Source organism: Rossellomorea vietnamensis (assembly GCF_008180415.1).
GTDB lineage: Bacteria > Bacillota > Bacilli > Bacillales > Bacillaceae_B > Rossellomorea > Rossellomorea vietnamensis_C.
This window is the reverse complement of record NZ_VTEI01000003.1, coordinates 13,519-31,997: the sequence shown is the minus strand read 5'-3', so window position 1 is coordinate 31,997 and position 18,479 is coordinate 13,519. Positions and strand designations below refer to the sequence as shown.

The 18,479-nt window shown below is 34.2% G+C and carries 16 protein-coding genes; 12 read left to right on the top strand and 4 right to left on the bottom strand.

What is annotated here, in order from left to right; translation table 11 throughout:
• Nucleotides 1-375: 375 nt before the first annotated feature.
• The 3 genes from FZC78_RS06495 (at nt 376) to FZC78_RS06485 (ending at nt 3,617) form a co-directional block, all read left to right on the top strand.
• Nucleotides 376-1,107 (top strand): DUF6932 family protein, encoded by a 732-nt coding sequence (locus FZC78_RS06495; protein ID WP_148938860.1) that lies wholly within the window; start codon nt 376-378, stop codon nt 1,105-1,107.
• 47 nt (nt 1,108-1,154) lie between these two features.
• Nucleotides 1,155-1,529 carry a hypothetical protein gene (locus FZC78_RS06490; RefSeq protein WP_148938859.1) on the top strand — a complete coding sequence of 125 codons (375 nt, stop codon included), beginning with the start codon at nt 1,155-1,157 and terminating at the stop codon, nt 1,527-1,529.
• Between the two features lie 510 nt (nt 1,530-2,039).
• Nucleotides 2,040-3,617 (top strand): esterase/lipase family protein, encoded by a 1,578-nt coding sequence (locus FZC78_RS06485; RefSeq protein WP_148938858.1) that lies wholly within the window; start codon nt 2,040-2,042, stop codon nt 3,615-3,617.
• A gap of 851 nt (nt 3,618-4,468) precedes the next feature.
• Here FZC78_RS06485 and FZC78_RS06480 read toward each other — a convergent pair.
• On the bottom strand, nt 4,469-6,142 hold the full coding sequence (locus FZC78_RS06480; RefSeq protein ID WP_148938857.1) for a hypothetical protein: 1,674 nt from the start codon (nt 6,140-6,142) through the stop codon (nt 4,469-4,471).
• Nucleotides 6,143-6,214: 72 nt separating this feature from the next.
• On the bottom strand, nt 6,215-6,949 hold the full coding sequence (locus FZC78_RS06475; protein WP_148938856.1) for a hypothetical protein: 735 nt from the start codon (nt 6,947-6,949) through the stop codon (nt 6,215-6,217).
• An 833-nt stretch (nt 6,950-7,782) separates the two neighbouring features.
• On the opposite strand from FZC78_RS06475, the gene FZC78_RS06470 reads away from it, so the two are divergent.
• A complete protein-coding gene (locus FZC78_RS06470; protein WP_148938855.1) occupies nt 7,783-8,469 on the top strand; it encodes a hypothetical protein in 687 nt (228 codons plus the stop codon).
• Between the two features lie 74 nt (nt 8,470-8,543).
• Here the strand turns inward: FZC78_RS06470 and istB are convergent, their stop codons facing one another.
• Both istB and istA read right to left on the bottom strand, forming a co-directional pair.
• Nucleotides 8,544-9,308 (bottom strand): IS21-like element helper ATPase IstB, encoded by a 765-nt coding sequence (istB, locus tag FZC78_RS06465; protein ID WP_148938854.1) that lies wholly within the window; start codon nt 9,306-9,308, stop codon nt 8,544-8,546.
• Entirely contained in the window at nt 9,305-10,876 is a 1,572-nt protein-coding gene (gene istA, locus FZC78_RS06460; RefSeq protein WP_148938853.1) for an IS21 family transposase, read from the bottom strand. Before istA ends, istB begins: the two co-directional genes overlap by 4 nt.
• A gap of 183 nt (nt 10,877-11,059) precedes the next feature.
• Here istA and FZC78_RS06455 point away from each other — a divergent pair, with 183 nt between their 5' ends.
• The 8 genes from FZC78_RS06455 (at nt 11,060) to FZC78_RS06420 (ending at nt 18,442) form a co-directional block, all read left to right on the top strand.
• Complete coding sequence (locus FZC78_RS06455; protein WP_148938852.1) at nt 11,060-11,578, top strand: hypothetical protein; 519 nt, start codon at nt 11,060-11,062, stop codon at nt 11,576-11,578.
• A gap of 180 nt (nt 11,579-11,758) precedes the next feature.
• Nucleotides 11,759-12,259 (top strand): RNA polymerase sigma factor, encoded by a 501-nt coding sequence (locus FZC78_RS06450; RefSeq protein WP_148938851.1) that lies wholly within the window; start codon nt 11,759-11,761, stop codon nt 12,257-12,259.
• Nucleotides 12,256-12,984: a hypothetical protein gene (locus tag FZC78_RS06445; protein WP_148938850.1), complete on the top strand. Its 729-nt coding sequence runs from the start codon at nt 12,256-12,258 to the stop codon at nt 12,982-12,984. Before FZC78_RS06450 ends, FZC78_RS06445 begins: the two co-directional genes overlap by 4 nt.
• Before the next feature lie 58 nt (nt 12,985-13,042).
• Nucleotides 13,043-13,966 (top strand): AAA family ATPase, encoded by a 924-nt coding sequence (locus FZC78_RS06440; RefSeq protein WP_148938849.1) that lies wholly within the window; start codon nt 13,043-13,045, stop codon nt 13,964-13,966.
• 50 nt (nt 13,967-14,016) lie between these two features.
• Nucleotides 14,017-14,691 carry a DUF58 domain-containing protein gene (locus FZC78_RS06435; RefSeq protein ID WP_148938848.1) on the top strand — a complete coding sequence of 225 codons (675 nt, stop codon included), beginning with the start codon at nt 14,017-14,019 and terminating at the stop codon, nt 14,689-14,691.
• Between the two features lie 72 nt (nt 14,692-14,763).
• Nucleotides 14,764-15,075 (top strand): hypothetical protein, encoded by a 312-nt coding sequence (locus FZC78_RS06430; RefSeq protein WP_148938847.1) that lies wholly within the window; start codon nt 14,764-14,766, stop codon nt 15,073-15,075.
• An 80-nt stretch (nt 15,076-15,155) separates the two neighbouring features.
• Complete coding sequence (locus FZC78_RS06425) at nt 15,156-15,830, top strand: ABC transporter ATP-binding protein (protein WP_148938846.1); 675 nt, start codon at nt 15,156-15,158, stop codon at nt 15,828-15,830.
• A gap of 5 nt (nt 15,831-15,835) precedes the next feature.
• Nucleotides 15,836-18,442 carry an ABC transporter permease gene (locus FZC78_RS06420; RefSeq protein ID WP_148938845.1) on the top strand — a complete coding sequence of 869 codons (2,607 nt, stop codon included), beginning with the start codon at nt 15,836-15,838 and terminating at the stop codon, nt 18,440-18,442.
• Nucleotides 18,443-18,479 lie beyond the last annotated feature (37 nt).

Below are 18,479 nucleotides of genomic sequence, written 5' to 3'. Positions count from 1 at the left end.
TATAAGGGCGGGATAGAGGGTTATCGGAAAACGTCCTTGAGAGTTATGTCATTTATTGGACATAACTTTATTTAGTTTTCCCATTATAAAAATGAATTAGACATATTTATTCCTAACTACTATTATTTTGCAATTTAATACATCAGCTTATTTGGAAGCTCTTCGTAGGGAACAACCTTTTGTCTTGTGTTTACTTTTATTCAAAGCGCTAATTCACCTATTCTTTCTTATGATTCCTTATATAGGAGGACTTTTGAAAAATATGTCGAAATAAATAAGTGAATTTTAATTGTGATTCTATAAGAACTTAGCGAAGATTAAATAAATGTGTTATTAAAAATTATTAAGTGAATTATATGATGGGGGATATGATACTTGATACCGAGTTTAAATAATAGGGGTAAGCTCCCTATTGGAATTCATAATTGTAGTGGAGAAGATGTCATTTATAGATATTGTAATACAGAAATAAGAAAGAGATTCCAAAAACCAATAACAGATCTTTTGAACTTTGCTTTTAAGACAAATGCAGAATATTTGTTTATTGGTGGATCATTTATAACAAATGAACTAGACCCTAATGATATTGATTGTCTTATTGTTTATAACGAAAATAAACAAATCCCTAATAATAAAGAAGAAGTATTAATAGGGGGGATGCATATAGATTTAATGTTTGCTTCATTAGAAAATAGGAGTATTATAGATGCCTATCTTCATTTATTCTCACATAACAGATTTAGTGAAGAAGTAGGTGTGCTCCAAATTGATCTTTTAAAAGAGAATAAGATTTGGAAATTAAAACCCCCTGGGAAAGAGAAGTATGAAGTTATTAAGAGTGCCTATATTGATCGACATATTTTAAATGTAAGGGAATGCAAAGGTGTCCTTGTTACAATCCATGGTTTACTGAGTTCTGGACAGTGGAACAAAGAAATTGCACCAATTGCTAGCAGTGAGGGATGGATAATAGCTCCATATATTTATGTTGGAAATACACCTAGTTTATTAATTAATAAAAGAAGACGTTCGAAAATTGTTAATGAATTTCGAGAGTGGATATGTGATTTGGGTAAAAGGTATAAAATACAGAAACTGTTTCAGTAATTGCTCATTCGTTTGGGACATACATAATTGGTTCATATTTAGAGGGGATGGAATCTACACCTATTACCTTTGATAGTATAATATTAACTGGATCTATATTAACACCAGATTACAAATGGGAAGAACATATTGGAAAAAAAGTAGGTAGAGTATTAAATGAAAAAGCTCCAAATGATCCGTGGGTAAAACTATTACCGAAAGTTAAACTATGGGGAATGGAAGAAATGATGGGGCGTTCAGGTGTGGAAGGATTTAATCAAAAAGTAATAACCGAAAGAACAAATGAAATCTATGATCACAACAATGTTATCAAAAGAGATACCATTAGTAAGTTTTGGGTTCCTTTTTTGAACAAAAATAGAGGGAAATTTGATTTAGACAATGTTTTACACTCAAGTCTCTTATTTAAAAATTCAAAGTAAGCTAATTATTGTATAGAACAATAAAGTATATTTAGGTGTTAAGTGTTAATTGTGATTAATATATTTAATTATAAGCCGAAATCATGTTATTTCGGCTTTTTTTTTTTCAAGACAATAATTTCTTTATTCCTCCCACTTAAAAGTGTTATTGATGAGAGAGTGTTATTCCAATTATTCCCTGACTACCAGGCGTTTGTTTGTTATAATTACTGAAAGATGTGTTTTTATCTTAGTCCTCAGCGCTCCAGTTTAGATTCCTTGATTATTTATGTTTATTTTAAGGATGCTATGATTGTTAGTGTCATCCTATTGAGGAAATAGCTATCCTCAACAAACAAAATGGTAGTTTATTATAACTAAAGGCGTAGGGGGTATTTACTAAATTGTTAACTGACTTAGTAAAGTTGCTAAGTGAAGTGCTGGGCTAAGAGCATATCAATAAAAGATTGGGTACTATAGCTTTATATATGAGTTTACATAAAGAGAACAAATATCACTGGGTAAAAAGAAATGGGAGATAAAGCAAAGTATTGTTGTATTATTTATGAGGTGAGACAAATGGCACTTAGGCTTACAAGGATTCAAAGAGAAAAAGATAAGGCAGGAAAAGTTTTAGTAGTTTTTATACACGGCTTAGGAGCCACGGAAAAAACATGGATAAGTGAAAAAACTGATTGGATGAAATTAATATTATCAGATAAAAGGTTTTTAAACACAGATGTGGCAGTGATAAAGTATGGAACATCCCATGTAGCTCTAGGAAAATTAACTAGCGTTTATAACAGACTTGCTACAAGGTTTAAAAAACAACAGTTTTCCAGAGTTACTATTGGTGAAGGACCATTTGCCAACATAAAAAAACTAGCACAAGAATTGAAAAGAGAACTAAATATGGAGAATATCAAAAACTACGAGCAAATTCTTTTTGTTTGTCATAGTATGGGAGGATTAGTTGGAATTAGGTATATTCTTGAAGAATTGGAAAGAGACACTCCTATAAAGGTGGTTGGCTTTATTAGTTTAGCAACTCCTTACAACGGATCTAATAAAGCTGTTTATCATGGTCTAATTAAGCATATTCATAATCATTCACAAATTCCACAACTAGAACCAAATAGCTCATTTACTGACGATACCATGCGATTGTGGCAGAAGAATAAAAGCAAGATGGCTCTTAGTTGTGTATTTTGTTATGGTACAGAAGACAAATGGGTAACGGAAGAAAGTTCTATCCCGCATATAATTGATGATAAATGGGCTGATAGTATACCATTGCCGGGCAACCATTCAAGTATACTTGATGTTGAGAATCACAAGTCTCTCCCTTACGAAGTAATAAGCGAGAGAATCTTAAATATTATTATAAAAAATAATGGGCCAACCAGAATAAATCCAGGAGAACCAACAAGTATCAGTAGACCGCCGAAGATAGAGACATCTTCGGAGAATTTTTCGCCTTTACCTTTTTCCAATGAGTCTGAAATTAAAAGTGAATACAATCGACTAATATGTTTACTTGATTTAGCCTATTTTGGACTATCTATTCATAGTAGATTAGGCTGGTTATTTAGTCAGTTTGCTGTTTTTGATGAAAGTATAAGAGACTTTAAGCGTTTGGTTAACGATTTAAAGTCCATCGTTTTGATGGTACAAAAATCAGAGAAACGAACTGAACTTATACGAAAACTAGAAGATTTATCACTTTATGTACTTCCTTTTGTTATGGGTGAAGAAGATCGTCCAAATGGTTGGAAACCCGCAAATGATTTAGCGAAGTCAATACAAGATGATATTGAAACACTAGAATATAAATTAATGGGTGAAGAACTTGCGGCGTTTAAGTTAGGTCAGTACTTAGGTAAATGGGATAATAATGAGGCAGTTTCTGAGGATAAGTTGAGTCTATACTCAGAACAACTAATAATACGCCTCATAGAACAACTCTCTATAAATAAGGAAGTACCTGAAGAAATACTGCAAATTTTTAAAGAATATAGACTTTCTGATAGCATTTCTAATATTCACATCCCTCACCGTATTTATAATAAGGTTCGTACAATGCTAATTTTGAATTTGGCGGTCAAGTAGTTATAAAAAATATTTACAAAAACCATGATTTGACTTGATATAATTAACGTTATATGAATTAAGCGGAAGTTTTTACTTCCGCTCATTTTAATTAAGAATATATTGTAATATTTCATTTAACCTTTTCATTACAAATGCCTGTTTAAGTCTTTAAAATACGTCATTTGAACCTTGCAATTTAGTTCATTATTTTTCTGAATTCCTTACATGTCTCATAAATAAAGAGATTGGTAAAATTCATTTACTTTTGTACTATAGGGTGAAGAAGTGGGCAACATGAATGATAACTTTTCACAAAGAAAATGGCATAGTAAGAAGAGTGGATTTCCGCTGCAGGTGTATGACTCCGTAGGGCGGACGGTGAACCTCCTTCGGCTTTGTTTGAGCGGGTCTCACCTGTCATTAAAAGAGCAAAAGCCTCCACTTAGCCACGACGGGCTGGGCTATTAAGAAATCCTGGTCCAAAAAGTTATTCAATTGTAGGGACTTTAATGGAATAACGCATAAAATAAAAGAGGAGCTGTAAAGTAGTGTTGAAGCTCCTCTTTTTTGTTCGATTTTTCTTTCATTTCCAATTCAAAACTGCCTGAAAATAAGCATATCTGCTCACGAACTGCAAGATGCTTTTTTTGCCTCTTAACCAAACGGGTAATATTGTTTTAAATAAGGCTTTTTCAATTGGATCATTGCTTGACGTGTTTTTGTCTTTTCAATAGGAAAGCAATAATTAGTACAAGGATTGCCCCTATGATTGAATATATAAAGCTTAAGGGTGTAATATAACTTACAACAAATAAACAGACAATTAAGAAAATCACTAAAAAAGTACTCATTCATTTTCCTCCTTTAATCTAAAAAATTATAGGTGTATCTTTTCCTTGCAACTTATTAGCTAGCATTATTCCAATTAATGAGCTGAATAAATCTGGTTGCTCACCAATTACCATAGAATAACCGCCATCATTATTATGATATTGGGGTAGACTTTTATATAATTGTTTCTTTAAGTCTTTAGATATATAGCCTGTATTAAGGTTGTCATCAATAAGTATATACATAAAGGTTGTTAAAGTATTTTCATAACCGTCCTTCTCGAACATATTATTGTCATTCATATTTGTATCTATTTCTAATCTAATTTTTTCTAATATTTCTTCATTCTCGTTAACTTTAATCACGTCATCTTTAACAAGTTCACTGAAGTAGAAGTATACTAAATTAGCGTCTTTCAAGTCTTTAGACTTAGTATTTCTTTGTATGTCGGAAACCAATTTATCTAATACGGGTCTTTGAAGATTAATATTTAATATTTTAAATACTTTATAAGTATAAAAGTTTTGATTTAAATCAGAATTATAGTTGAAGTCGGACTTCTTTAGTCTATTAATGAATTCCTTTGTAAGGTTATCTTTTCTAGGTTGGTTCTTTTCCAAAACTAAATAGCTATATAGCGATCTCCAATCTAGGTTCTTTTCATCTTTAATTTCTTTCATTAATTGTTTATGAATTTTTTCAAGAGAGATTACATTGTCTTCATCACCTATTTGGTTTTGTATATATATAGTAAAAAAGGTGAAAGATCGAGGTAGATCTCTTTGTGTTCTGTAGATAGTGTAACCCCCTGAAACCACAACACAATTATTTATTCTATTTTTGATGATTTCTGTATTATGTTCAATATTATTATTAATGACGTTATTTATTTTTAGTAAGTAATAGATTCGAGAGTTGCTTCCTTGCTCCAAGTTCTCTTTAAATTGTTTTTCAAAATATTTAATTATACTTGGTGGATAGTTTTTATTACTCAGCATTTCCCTTAATTCTATTAATTGATTTATTTCCCATATATCAAGAACATTACTATTTATATTAGATATAAGAATATCGTCTATTTTAACTTGAATTTTAGATTTTTCAGTATTACTTAAATTATCCGGTATTAACTTCAATATTGGATTTAAAAGATAAACTTTTTTTGAGTCGTTAAGCAATAGTAGCTCTTCTTTAACCATTTTCAAAAAAATTAGGGTATTGGAACTTATAGATGTCTTAAGGAGTTCATGGGTCTCAGCTAATTGATAAATTTTATCTTCCTCTAATTCTTTCAGATTCTTATAATCTGAATTACTGAAGGAAATCTTTGAAACGTTATTAAGGATATCTTTTTTAATCGGACTACTTGCATTTGATAAGTTGTTATTGATAATGAGTTTATATAAGTAAATGGATTCCCATATATCCTTTTCTTTATCAATGCTTTTATTAATAAAATTATCAATCCTAGAACTGAAAGGGGAGTTATAATTAATAATTTTTGAAATTTCACTTACATAAAAAGATTCATATATATCAGCTTCTGAAGTTATATTATCACTAAAGTCCATATATTCTCCATTGCCTATATAACTTAATTGAAGAAGTTTACTTAATCCCTCGGTATGATTGTTATTTACAGGAGCTTTTTGACAGCTAAATAATGTTAAAGTAAGTATACAAATAATGGTCAGCTTGAGAATCTTATTCATTGTGTACCTCCAAATGCTTTTAAGAGTGAAACACCTTTCCTAAGAGAAAGGTGTTTCACTCTTTTAACTGCCTTAAAAGCTAGGGTCATAAAATGTAATTTGCGCTAGAGTTGAGTCGGGTGTGGAGTAACTATATTTTGTCATTTGGCTACCGGAAGCAAATACAGCTTTTATCGTACTACCACTTGAGAATGCATCAAAAGTATTTCCAGCAGTCCAGTTATTAGATTTACTAGATGAGATAGTTGCTGAACCACTTACAGCTCCAGAAACGCTTAAACCATTTAAGCTACCACTTAAATTTACGCCGTGTGCAGTGAAAGTCATGCTGTTCTTAATCTTGTAAACGTTGTATGGAGAAGAGGCCAACCAATAAGAGCCACTTGTACCGGACCAATCAAAACCAGACCAAGTTACATCTCTGATTTTAACTTTAATATTAGCTTTATGATTAGAATCGTGACTGCTAGTGTTGCTATGAAAAACTTCATCTCCTTCTCCGGCAAACCACTTTGAAACATTTGCAGAAGCAGTGGAGAATTCACCAGTCGATGACTGATCCTGTTTAACCTTTCGTTTCTCTTTTTCAAGTGATTTTAACATGTCCTTAAGAACTATGAGTTTTTCATTGTCCTTAGTGTTTTTTATCTTATCCTTAATATCCTTAATATCTTCATTAATTTGAACCAGGTCAATATTAACACTAAATTCTTTTTTATCATCATTAGCAGCAAAAGACGGGGAAACCAGAGATAACGAAAGTGTAATAGAAAGTCCAGTAGCGGCTATATACTTAAAAATTTTCATGATACCCTCCACAATAATAATTGTTTTAAAATCTATAGTAAGCTGGCCAGCAAACTAGCAAAGGTTTATGGATACCTTTTAAAACAAAAGTATCAACTTACTTACTTTTATTGTAAATTGCATCTCTTTAAAATGAGTATATAGTATTGTTAGTTGGTAAAGTTGAAATATTCTTAAAAGAATAAAAAATACTTAGACACAATAAGAAATAATTATTGAGCTAATGTCTTCTTCTTTAGAGATTGGGCATTTATACAATTCTCCTTATGTAGTTTTCTGATATAATTAGGGAATTTATCAAATTCCTTGTGGTAAACTTATGAAAAGCTTTAAATCTAAATTTTCCTTTATAGTTTAGATGGCATTGAAATCTACTTTAAAATTCTTATACATATCATCCTATGAGAAAGATATTATAACTTTAAAATGGATCTTTCTATTGATTTAAATATATTTCCAATTCACTGAGTTAATGTACACAATGTCGTAGGATAGATAAGTATGTGGAGACTAGGGATAGGAATACTTATGTCTGCAGCTACACTTAAAGCTTTATAAAGACACTTGGCGAAAATTACCCTGCTCCAAATGAGAAGTGAAAGCTAATAAAGGAGATCTCTTTAGAAGAGATGAATAAACACTTCTTAGAGCTTCAGCAAAACCTGTATAAGTCGAGAACTAGTAATTGTTTCAAGTTTAAGAATATTTAGATACTAAGTATGACTTAATAATAAGAGCTGTTTATGGATCAATTGTGAGTGTGGCTCATACAGATGCAATTATGCAGGAAGAGGAGGAAGAGAGATAATATGGTAAGTAGATGGGAGAGTAAGATGTCAATAATCAATAGTCATACTCTTAAAAATAAAATAAACAAATGTAACTTAATTCCATTGGAAGTTAAATCTATAAAGACCACTAATCAAATTGAATTGAATATAAATGAAAATGAATTCTTAGAATTCGCTAAGAATGCTGCTTTTACTTATGTATATTACTATTTAACTTACTATAACCAGAATGATTACATAATTCCAAAAGGTTGGTATAGCGAGTATTCAGAGGAATTTAAAGCAGCAGTCGCTCAACATAACCGCCTCTTAGAATCGTTTGATTTTGATGCACCAAGGAGTTTGACGTTATTCATTGTCCAGAATGGAACTTATATAGGAATAATACAAGAAAACCTATGGATTGATGAACAAGGCATTAGCAAGGCAGAAGATACAATAGAAGAAATAGAAAGAGAATTCTATAGTGAGGTGAAGAAAATCAATGATTTCCAGAAAGAGCAACAAAAGGAAGATGAAAATGAGCTGAGGCAATCCATATTTCAAGATCCTGAATTTAGATTCTGCAAAAATCAAGAGCGTAGATATTGGTACCTGGTGGAATTACTTGAAGAACCAGAAATGAAGAAGTACAAATATTTGGTTGAGCCATATGGAGCCCCGCACATTGGAAAAATAAAACTGTTTATGGATAAGACTTGGATGTTGTATAAGGAGCGGCAAAATTAAAAGGCATTGATTAATAATTAACTAAGTGTGAGCGGAGTTGTGACCGTCAAGTAGAATGATACAATTTTTGCTGATTAATTTGAGACACTTTGTTCACCAAAAATTGTTTTTCGATGTTTCATTCTCCAACTATCATCATTTAAATGAACTATTTCCACTCGATGTAAGATCCGGTCCAATATAGCTGTCGTGATGGCTTGGTCGCCCAATAGCTCCCCCCATTCTTTAGGTCCTTTATTAGATGTAAGTATAATCGAGGATTGATTATAAAGGTTGTTAATGAGGTGGAAGAACATATTAGCTTCCTGTTTATCCATTGCCATAAACATCAAATCATCAATGATAACCAAATCTGCCTCTCTAATTCGCTTCATTCTTGTTTTGGATTTCCTGGTTATTTCTTCTGTCTTTAATGCCTGAATTAGATCTCCCATAGTGGTAAAGATCACTTTATATCCCTGGTTTAAAGCTTCAATTCCAAGACCTATCGATAGATGGGTCTTACCGACACCTGGCGGTCCTAGAAAAATGATATTATATAGCTGTTCAATCCAAGTTAAGTCTTTTAACTGGTTCAACTTCTTACTGCTCAAAGACTTTTGCTCTTTCACGTTATACTCATCCACTGTTCTATGGAAGGGAAACGTTGCCCACTTTAATCGCCTTTCCAGCTGCTTTTCATCTCTTCGTTTTTGTTCATAGGTTGCTACATCTAGTAGAAACTGAGTAAAGGACAAATCCCTTATCTCAGCTTCTCTTATTAACTCTGGCAATCGATCTGCTGTTTCAGCTAACCGAAGGGATCTAAATATATCTTGGACTTCCTGAAGCTGATTCAACTTTGATCACCTTCTTCCAATAAGGCAGTATAGGCATCGACATTTCTCTTTTGTGCTTCTGTTTCTATAATCCAACCGGATATGCTATTTAATGGTGAAACAGTCTCAGCTTTGTCGTTTGTTGTATCATGAACCTGGCGTTGTCGCTTGAGGTATAAAATGATATCGCTGAAATCCGTTGCACTATATAAGTTTCTCTTGATACATTCCGAGAGGGCTGCTGTTAGGAGTTGCTCGTTATTTTGTTTTGTTTCTTTTAGTATCATTTGTAACTGATCACGAATATACCGTGGGTACTTCTCACGAAGTTTATCCAAGTAATCGTAGGCCGTTTCTGTTTCTTGGAATCGGTTCGCCACAGTATCAATGAATGCATCAATTCCTTTTGTGCGATCTCTTGTATGCTTTCTGTCTTTAATTAATTGTCCTTTACCATCTGGAATCTGATGCTTGGCCAGAAGTTCTCCTGTCTCAGAGTGATAGATTAATAGTTCTCTGTCTTTTGTTTCTTTTATTGAGACAGTTTCATTCATATGAAAAGTTCCAAGTGGAAGGGAGTACCTATTGGATAAATACCGTATGGTATTGTCCTTATGGACGCTTCTTGTTATACTATTTTCATGATTGTTTAGGAAATTAATGTTTCCTGAGACTGGTCTTAAGTGTTGCTTTTCCAAGGAGAACACTTCGACCGGTCTTTTTTTTGTTGTGTTATGGATTTTTCTATTACCTGTACGGATTAACCATTCCCATCCTTGCTCATTCCAGGAATCAATATTATTGAACACTCTATACTTGGCGAAATTGTACTTAATAAATCCTACAACGTTTTCTATTTTCCCTTTGCTTTCTGGATCGGCTTTCCTACAAACCCGAAGGTTTAATTTGCGAGTTTGTTTATAGTGCTGGAACTCTTTCGTTAAAATGAGATCACCGCCATTCTCGCTCACCACAATTAAGCTATCCTGATCATACACGAGTTCTCCTGGAATTCCACTAAACCATTGAAAGGCATTTTCATGAGCTTGAATGACATCTTGAGTTGTAAAGGGGCGATCTAACCACTCTTTATATTTGTATCTCGAGTTAGATAGCACAAAGGCAATAAAGTTCAGCTTTACTTCTTTATTACCAGACGTTTTTTGCTTGGTGTGCCCAAAGTCAACTTGGACCTGTTCCCCCATTGGTGAATCCGCAATTGCTTCATAATCCCTTGGTGAAGATTCCTTAGCTATTTTATATTCAACTCTTAGCTCTCTTACGTAAGCACGGACTGTGCTTTCACCCACTTCAAGCTCTTTATACCTTTCCATCAACCAATCTTCTACTTGTGCTGCTGAAAGATCAGGATGTTCCCTTAACCAATTCAAGATTAACTCTTTATAAGGATCCAACTTTTTCTTTCTTGTTTGTAAGGATTCAACCCATTCTGCCGTCTCCGAAGGAGATCTCTTAAGGTGACGATATACAGTCGCCCTGGACACCCCCAGCTTATCTGCTACTTTGGTTTTACTGAACCCTTTCTTGAGTAACTGCTGTATTTCCATATACATTTCCCACTTATCCACCTTTTCTCAGCCCTCCAATGATTTACAAATCAAACCATCATCATACAATGGAAGGGCCATATATTTTACTGGTATATTAGGGTAAATAAGTGTTTCATCTTATCTAGCAAAAACTGTCTACTTTAGTTTAGCAGTCACAAGTGGTTAGTAAATCAATCTTGGGTAAATAAGGATAGTTTCTTTGTGAGCTATATGAGTGCAGAAATATATTTTGTCGTAGCCACACTAATTTATACTTATTTTAGCTATAAGTACACCATTAAATGGTTTATGTCTGGATTTGAAGAGAGAATAAGGCCAGGAGAAGACGGTCAAGACATGTATATAAGAAAGGCCGAGAGGCTAAGTGCGAATGATTATTCTTTCTTTTTGCTAACGTTACTTGTTCCCCTTGTGTCTCTTGACCACTCCTCAGTGATTAACTTAGCCGTTTCAGTGATAATAATATTCTTTGTAATTGCAATCTATGTTAAAACAGACGCAATAAGTGTTTGTCCTCTACTCTTTTTTTCAGGAAGAAGCGTTTTTAAAGGAGTTATTTCTTTAGGAGAAAAAGAACAAGAATCTAATGACAGTTCCCTCAGAAAAGATGTAGTTTTCATTATGATAAAGGATAAAATAACATTCAACCGGAAAGTTCGAGGTGAAAGGTTAGTTAATGATGTTTACTATTTAACAAATAATCAAATTGACAATGATTAATCTATTTAGGTAGGTAAATATGTGCATTTGTCATAGCTATAATACACAAGTACGCATTCTTAAACAAGAATGCGTGATTTTTTTTTTATAAAATTCCAAAATTATTTTATGAAAAGTGAAATAAAAAGAAATTTCGATCGACTAATTAATAAGTGTGCACACAGTTGGGGGTTTCATTTGATGTCAAGCAACAAAATTTCGGAATGGTTTTACAGATACAATAAGGATATTTATCATTTTCTAATTTATTATACAGGCTCAAGTGATATTGAGGACTTAGTTCAAGAAGTATTTTATCGAGCCATAAAAAGTATCGATACTTTCAAAGAGCAATCAAGCCCTAAAACATGGCTCTTTAGTATTGCCAGAAATGTAGGTATTGATGAAATCAGAAAGAAAAAAAGGATTAAGCTAAGGCATGCTCTACTAGAAAAAGAATTCGAGGATAAAAAAGAAAAAAGTCCTGAAAGTATCCTGCACCTCAATGAACAAAATAAAATTCTTTATCAGACAATCCACACTCTAAAAAGAAATTATCGGGATGTGATTATTCTTAGGGGGATAAAAGAGTTTTCAGTATCTGAAACAGCTCAGGTTTTGAATTGGAGTGAGAATAAGGTAAGGATTACTTATCACAGGGCTTTACTTGCTCTGCAAAAGAAGAAGGAGGAACTGCATTGATGAGAAATAAAAAAGATCCAGAAATCGATCGATTAGAAGAAGAAATTAAATCAATGCCAGAACCAGATTATGAAAAACACTTTAATCATGAGATCCAAGAAAAAATCCATCGAAATTTAATGAATAACACAAAGGTCCAGAAAAAGAGAATGATATATAGAAATGTCCAGCCAGTCATTTTAGGTATGGCTGGAATAGCAGCCCTTTGGTTATTCATTACTATTGTTATTCCAATTAATAATTCACCTTTTAACAATGGAATTAGTGACTCTGCATTTCAAGATGAACTAGAAGCTTTTTTTGAATCCTCAATGGAAGAAATGGGTAGACCCTCAGAAAGTTATTCAATATTTCATCAAGAATTAAATGTTTGGGATAAGCAAGACGCTCTTGTTTTCTTTACTGAAAAAAGAACAAAGGACCTTGAAGTTCATATGGTTTATTTTCAAAAAGAAAGAGATTCTTGGAAGTGGGTAGGAGAGATAGGAACAACTTGGAATTCAAAAATAAATTGGACAATGGCTGAAAAGGTACCTTACCTTTATTCAGGTCCTCTTAATGATGAATCAGTGTCCGAAGTTATAGTGGCAGGGAAGCAAGCTAAAATAATTGAGTATACTGACCAACTTAGATTTTGGTATATCAAAGTAGACAAACAGTTTGCAACAGTCTCTTATAGATTTAAAAATGGGGATGAAGCTGTTGTAGAAAGAATAGAACAATAAAAAGGGGATTTTTACTTTTGAGGTAATTTATATCGTAAACATAATAAGGGGGAGTTAGATGTTAGAAAAAGTAATTAAAAATATTTCAAATGTAATGGTTGATAAGGAAAAAGAAATTGAGCTCATGCTAATTGCCTTACTAAGTGATGGACACGTTCTGCTTGAAGATGTGCCTGGGACAGGAAAAACAACAATGGCAAAATGTTTTTCGAAAAGTATTGAGGGTTCCTTTAATAGACTTCAGTTTACCCCTGACACCCTTCCCTCTGACATAGTTGGTCAAGAATACTTCGATGTGAAAACAAGCGAATTTAAAGTCAGAAAAGGACCGGTATTCAATAACGTGCTATTAATTGATGAAATAAACCGGGCAGTTCCAAGAACACAGTCAGCACTCCTTGAACTTATGGAGGAAAAGAATGTTACGTTAGGCGGCGTTACGTATCCGCTCCCGAAACCCTTTATCGTAATTTCAACTCAGAATCCTTTTGATTCAATTGGAACTTTTCCACTGCCGGACGCTCAACTTGATCGTTTTTTATTAACAATCAAACAAGGATACCCATCTCCAGAGAAAGAAAAATCGATGATGAGAAGATTCCGCGAAAATAATCCAATGGAAACAATTGAAAGTGTTATTTCTATCGAAGAAATTTTAGAAATTAAAAAAAGAGTAAAAGAAATAGTCGTTTCTGAAGATGTTGAAGATTACATCATGAGTATTGTCCTTAAAACAAGAAGTCATCCTCATGTAGAGGTTGGTGTAAGTCCGCGGGGAGCACTTGCTTATATGAGGGCAGCACAATCGAGAGCGTACATATATGATCGTCAGTACTGCACCCCTGATGATGTTAAAGCATTAGCCACACCATTATTGGCTCACAGGATCTCGTTGAACGTTGAGGGAGAAGTGAAGAACTCTAAAGAAAGCATTATTGAAGAGATTATAGATAGCACTTCTGTTCCTGTAGAAGCCAAATGAATATTCATGACGAAAGAATATGGATTCTACAGTGGCGGATGCTAATTCTTATGGTGATTTTACTAATCATAGGTAGTTTGAGTGGATCTATTCCTGTGGTATTCTTTTCAGCTTTAGTTCTCACTGTGTCAGTTCTTTCATCTGTTTATCTTAGGGCAGTCCAAAATAAAGTAACTTGGCGGTATGAAAAATATTTTGAATCTACAAGTATAGATGAATGCTTCGATGTTTTTATAGAGTTAAAAAATGAATCGTTTTTTCCGATATTCAATTTTACAATCGACATCGAGAGTAGAAATGAGAAGGAATTACTGTTTATAGGAAATGATAACCGGACAGAGGCGGAAAATACCATGTATTCCTTTAGTCTTGACCTACCACCTAAATCACAAAAAACAATAAAGGTAAAAATGAAAGGAACTAGCAGAGGGCATCATCAGTGGTCGAGTTTAAATCTCTTATTAACAGATCCTTTAAAGCTCCAAAGTAAACGCTTGGAATACCAAAAAGAAATCCTGCCGGTCTTTAAGGTTATACCAAAAATTCAAAAATTAAAGGATCTAAAGCTAAAATCTTTACTACAAGGATTTAAAAATACAAACCATTCAATATTCTTGGATGAAACAGGCATTGTCGGGACCAAAGAATATGAAAATGAAAGTTTTCGTCATATTCATTGGCTTGCAACAGCTAAAGAAAACAAGCTATTGGCAAAAAAGTATTAAAAAGTTCAAGGAGATGTATACTCCATTTTCCTTAATGTTATAGGAGAAGGAAACTTCCACCTGAGAAGAGATATGGAAAATCTAATTGAATATACAGTTTCGGTTTGTATGCATCTTATTAAAGATGGCTGCAAAGTGGAGCTTTGGGTCAATTATTTAACAGATCAAAAAAAGGTCTTGAAGCTTGACAATGATATTGACCGCTCCCAGCTAAAAAAGATCATCTCAGCCTTATCCATGCTAAATCCCAACGGAGCATTCTTATCTACAGATCAATTTTATAAGTTAGGATTTTCAAAAACAGATAGTAAATCTTTACCCCTCATCATTGGCACTCCCCCTCAAATGCAAAAGCATCAGCAATGGCTACAAATTAAAAGATAAATTTTACGAAAGGCTCAGAGAACTTTCAGAGCCTTATTTTTTCAAATAATAGATATTTTTTAGAAACGGGGATTGATGTTATGAACAAAGACTTTGTATTAGCCCAGGTAACGAAGGAATTCAAAGGAGAAGGGTTTACTACAGCCGCTATACAATCCATTTCTATTGTGATACCGCATAATCAGATTACTGCTGTCATCGGTCCCTCGGGTTCTGGAAAGTCAACTTTGTTGAGTTTATTAGGGGCATTAGACAAACCATCAAACGGATCGATTCATTATGGAAATGAGCATCTCAATAAATATAAGGCTAAGCAGTTATCCAAGTTCCGCTATGAAGAAATTGGGTTCGTTTTTCAGCAATTTCATTTGTTACCTACCCTAACTGCGCTTGAAAATGTTCTTTCTCCATTATTTCCTCATAAAAGAGATCCTTCAAAGGATAAAGAAGCAAGGGAGCTATTGAAACAAGTAGGTCTATCCGGAAAAGAAGGATTTTTACCCTCTCAATTATCCGGAGGACAACAGCAACGCGTAGCAATAGCCAGAGCATTAATTAATAATCCAAGCTGGATTCTTGCCGATGAGCCAACTGGAAACCTTGATTCTGTCAGCAGTGAAAACATTATGAAATTGCTGCTTGATATCCAAAAGGAAAACCAATGTGGCGTAATAATGGTTACTCATGATAAGAAGATTGCCGAAAGAGCAGATCGCATTATCGAATTCCAAGATGGAAAGATATTGGAGGTGTAGTGACTATGATGAAATATATAATGGGGAGTTGGAAAAGGAACCGTGAACGTCTCATATTACTGATTATTGGCGTAATGGTTATAAGCGGGGGACTAAGCTATTTGTTTAATCTGACAGAGAGCAGCAAAGGTACTGTGGTGGAGAATCTTCAAAAAAGCTGGGTCAGCTCTTACGATATTGTGGTCAAACCAACCGACAGTGTAAATAGCAACTTGCTTGAACCAAATTATCTGAATGGAATTACTGGAGGAATCAGTATTGATCAATACGAAACCATAAAGAAAATTGAAGGTGTTGAGGTAGCTGCTCCTATCTCCGTTATTGGGTATTCAGAACTCGGAGTCACGTTTGAAGAACTATTTAATGAGAAACTTGCTCGTGGGATTTATCGGGTGCATGTAAATGAATCAGGAAACAATGGGTTAGAAGATACAAAACTTAAGGATTATTCATTCTATTTCAGTGAAGGAGCAGAGATAAAAGAGAAAATACCAGGGGTCTTGGGACCAGACCAATTTGATAAAAAGCTATCCATCACTCAATTACAACTTCTGGTTGGCATAGATCCTGAACAAGAAGCTAAGTTGGTAGGATTAGACAAGGCTATTGAAGGATTTGGGGATAGTCGCTATTTCGATTCCTCGAAAGATAAGGTGAACAAATTAGAACCTGTGAATTCTTTCGAAATTCCGGTACTCATTAATAATCACTCGTTTAGTCAGACTGTTCACAACTTCCGTTTGGAAAAGTTGAATTTTGATTTTAGTGATGAAACTAAACAACGACAAACATTGAATAGCATCTCAACTAATGGAGGACTCGAATATTTGGATTCGCTGCCTAAAGGTGAAGAGGTTAATTCAATTCGGTTATCCAGTAAAGAGCTCGAAAAGAGTTATTTCTACTCTTTAACTGGAGTGGAAACAGGACAGCAGGGTGAAAATTTCCGAGTAAATGGAGAAGCAAGAAATTCGTCGATGGTTGTATATAAGTCCAGCCCACTTCAATATAAAAAATTGAAAAGCCCTTTTCCCGAGCGATGGTCTCACGCTTTCTCTGCAGAACAAACATCAATACAATTAGAGAAACCTTTTGACAGCAACGTTCCTGCACAGGGGTATAGGGATTTGCAACTAGTAGATCCAGTAGTAGAAAGAAAAGATAATGAATTGCCGGTATTACCGGTTGTCACCTATAAGGTTATAGGATTTTATAACCCGAATAATATTACCGCTTCTAAGGATCCGTTAAATGAACTGCCTCTAGAAACCTATCGACCACCACAAGCAAAAATGGTCTTAGATGAAAAAGAAGAACCTATCAACCCACCATCCGATGTCACCGGAATTGGGAATCCTACTGGGTTGTTAACCAATCCCCCAAATATTATTACAACATTAGATTCAGCAGAAATGATCACTGGCGGAGATTCAATTTCATCCATTAGAATCATCGTAAATGGAGTTGAAGGAATAGGAGAGGAGTCGCAAAAGAGAGTAGAAAGCATTGCAAAAGAAATTAAAGATAAAACAGGTTTGAATGCTGTAGTAACATTAGGTTCATCCCCTCAACCTACAATCACAAGGGTTCAAACTGAAGCAAAAACGTTAGGCTGGGTCGAGCAGCCTTGGATAAACATTGGTAATGCCATTACAATATTTCGGGAAACTTCATTAGGATACTCGGGAGTCATGATCAGCCTGTTATTGGTTGCCGTCGTTTACGTTTTTTCGACGAGCTTGGTTTCCTTTCTATCGAGAAGAAAAGAGTTTTCTGTATTACTCTCTTTAGGGTGGGAGAACAATCATATCCGCCGTATTCTAATGATGGAAGCTGCATTACAGTGGGTTTTGGTAATTTTATTCTCATGCATCATACAGAGCATTATCTACACACAAACAGGAGAATTTTCTTTTATAAATATCGTATACGTTTCAACCTTTGCTTTGCTTGTATATGTTCTTAGTTTATTGCCTTTAGCTGTATTAGTCAGTAAAATTACGCCTTATGAGGCAATGCGTACAGGTGAAATATCAAGACTAGGCAAACGCTTGGTAAAGACGAAGGGGATTGTAGGATTGGCCACTAATAATATTGTATCCAAGTGGAAACGCAACCTGCTTTCTTTACTTGTAATTGCCATGCCGACCGCATTATTCACTTTCTACTTATTTGTGACGTTCAGACTTCAGGGTGTGCTTTATACTTCTTGGCTCGGTGAATACGTGGCTCTTAGTATTGATAATACTCACTATATCACTTTAGGAATCGCCTTTGGTTTATCTATCCTTACAACAGCAGAGATTATGTGGCAGAATATTTCAGAACGTAAAAATGAAATAGGGGTTCTTCAAGCGATTGGATGGGGACGAGCAGCAGTTCGATTTATCATTATTATGGAAGGTGCCTTGATTGGTTTCATAGCAGGTTTAGCAGGGGTGTCAATCTCATTTGCCGTTATTGGTGCTATTTATGGTGTTTTTCCAACAGATTCTCTTCTATTGATAAGTTCCACTATTATTGTTCCTGTATTTATTGGAATTCTTGGCTCTTTGCTCCCGAGTGAAATAGGTGTAAGGACCAAGCCAATCAACGCAATGAAAGCATCATGAGTAATTATGTGACCAGCAGTGATGTAACTTCTGCTGG

Coding starts and splice junctions, on each gene's coding strand:
- FZC78_RS06420 (WP_148938845.1), top strand. CDS start 15,836: ATGATGAAATATATAATGGGGAGTTGGAAAAGGAACCGTGAACGTCTC.
- FZC78_RS06485 (WP_148938858.1), top strand. CDS start 2,040: ATGGGAGATAAAGCAAAGTATTGTTGTATTATTTATGAGGTGAGACAA.
- FZC78_RS06430 (WP_148938847.1), top strand. CDS start 14,764: ATGGAAAATCTAATTGAATATACAGTTTCGGTTTGTATGCATCTTATT.
- FZC78_RS06490 (WP_148938859.1), top strand. CDS start 1,155: ATGGAATCTACACCTATTACCTTTGATAGTATAATATTAACTGGATCT.
- FZC78_RS06475 (WP_148938856.1), bottom strand. CDS start 6,949: ATGAAAATTTTTAAGTATATAGCCGCTACTGGACTTTCTATTACACTT.
- FZC78_RS06425 (WP_148938846.1), top strand. CDS start 15,156: ATGAACAAAGACTTTGTATTAGCCCAGGTAACGAAGGAATTCAAAGGA.
- FZC78_RS06450 (WP_148938851.1), top strand. CDS start 11,759: ATGTCAAGCAACAAAATTTCGGAATGGTTTTACAGATACAATAAGGAT.
- FZC78_RS06440 (WP_148938849.1), top strand. CDS start 13,043: ATGTTAGAAAAAGTAATTAAAAATATTTCAAATGTAATGGTTGATAAG.
- FZC78_RS06435 (WP_148938848.1), top strand. CDS start 14,017: ATGGTGATTTTACTAATCATAGGTAGTTTGAGTGGATCTATTCCTGTG.
- FZC78_RS06470 (WP_148938855.1), top strand. CDS start 7,783: ATGTCAATAATCAATAGTCATACTCTTAAAAATAAAATAAACAAATGT.
- FZC78_RS06480 (WP_148938857.1), bottom strand. CDS start 6,142: ATGAATAAGATTCTCAAGCTGACCATTATTTGTATACTTACTTTAACA.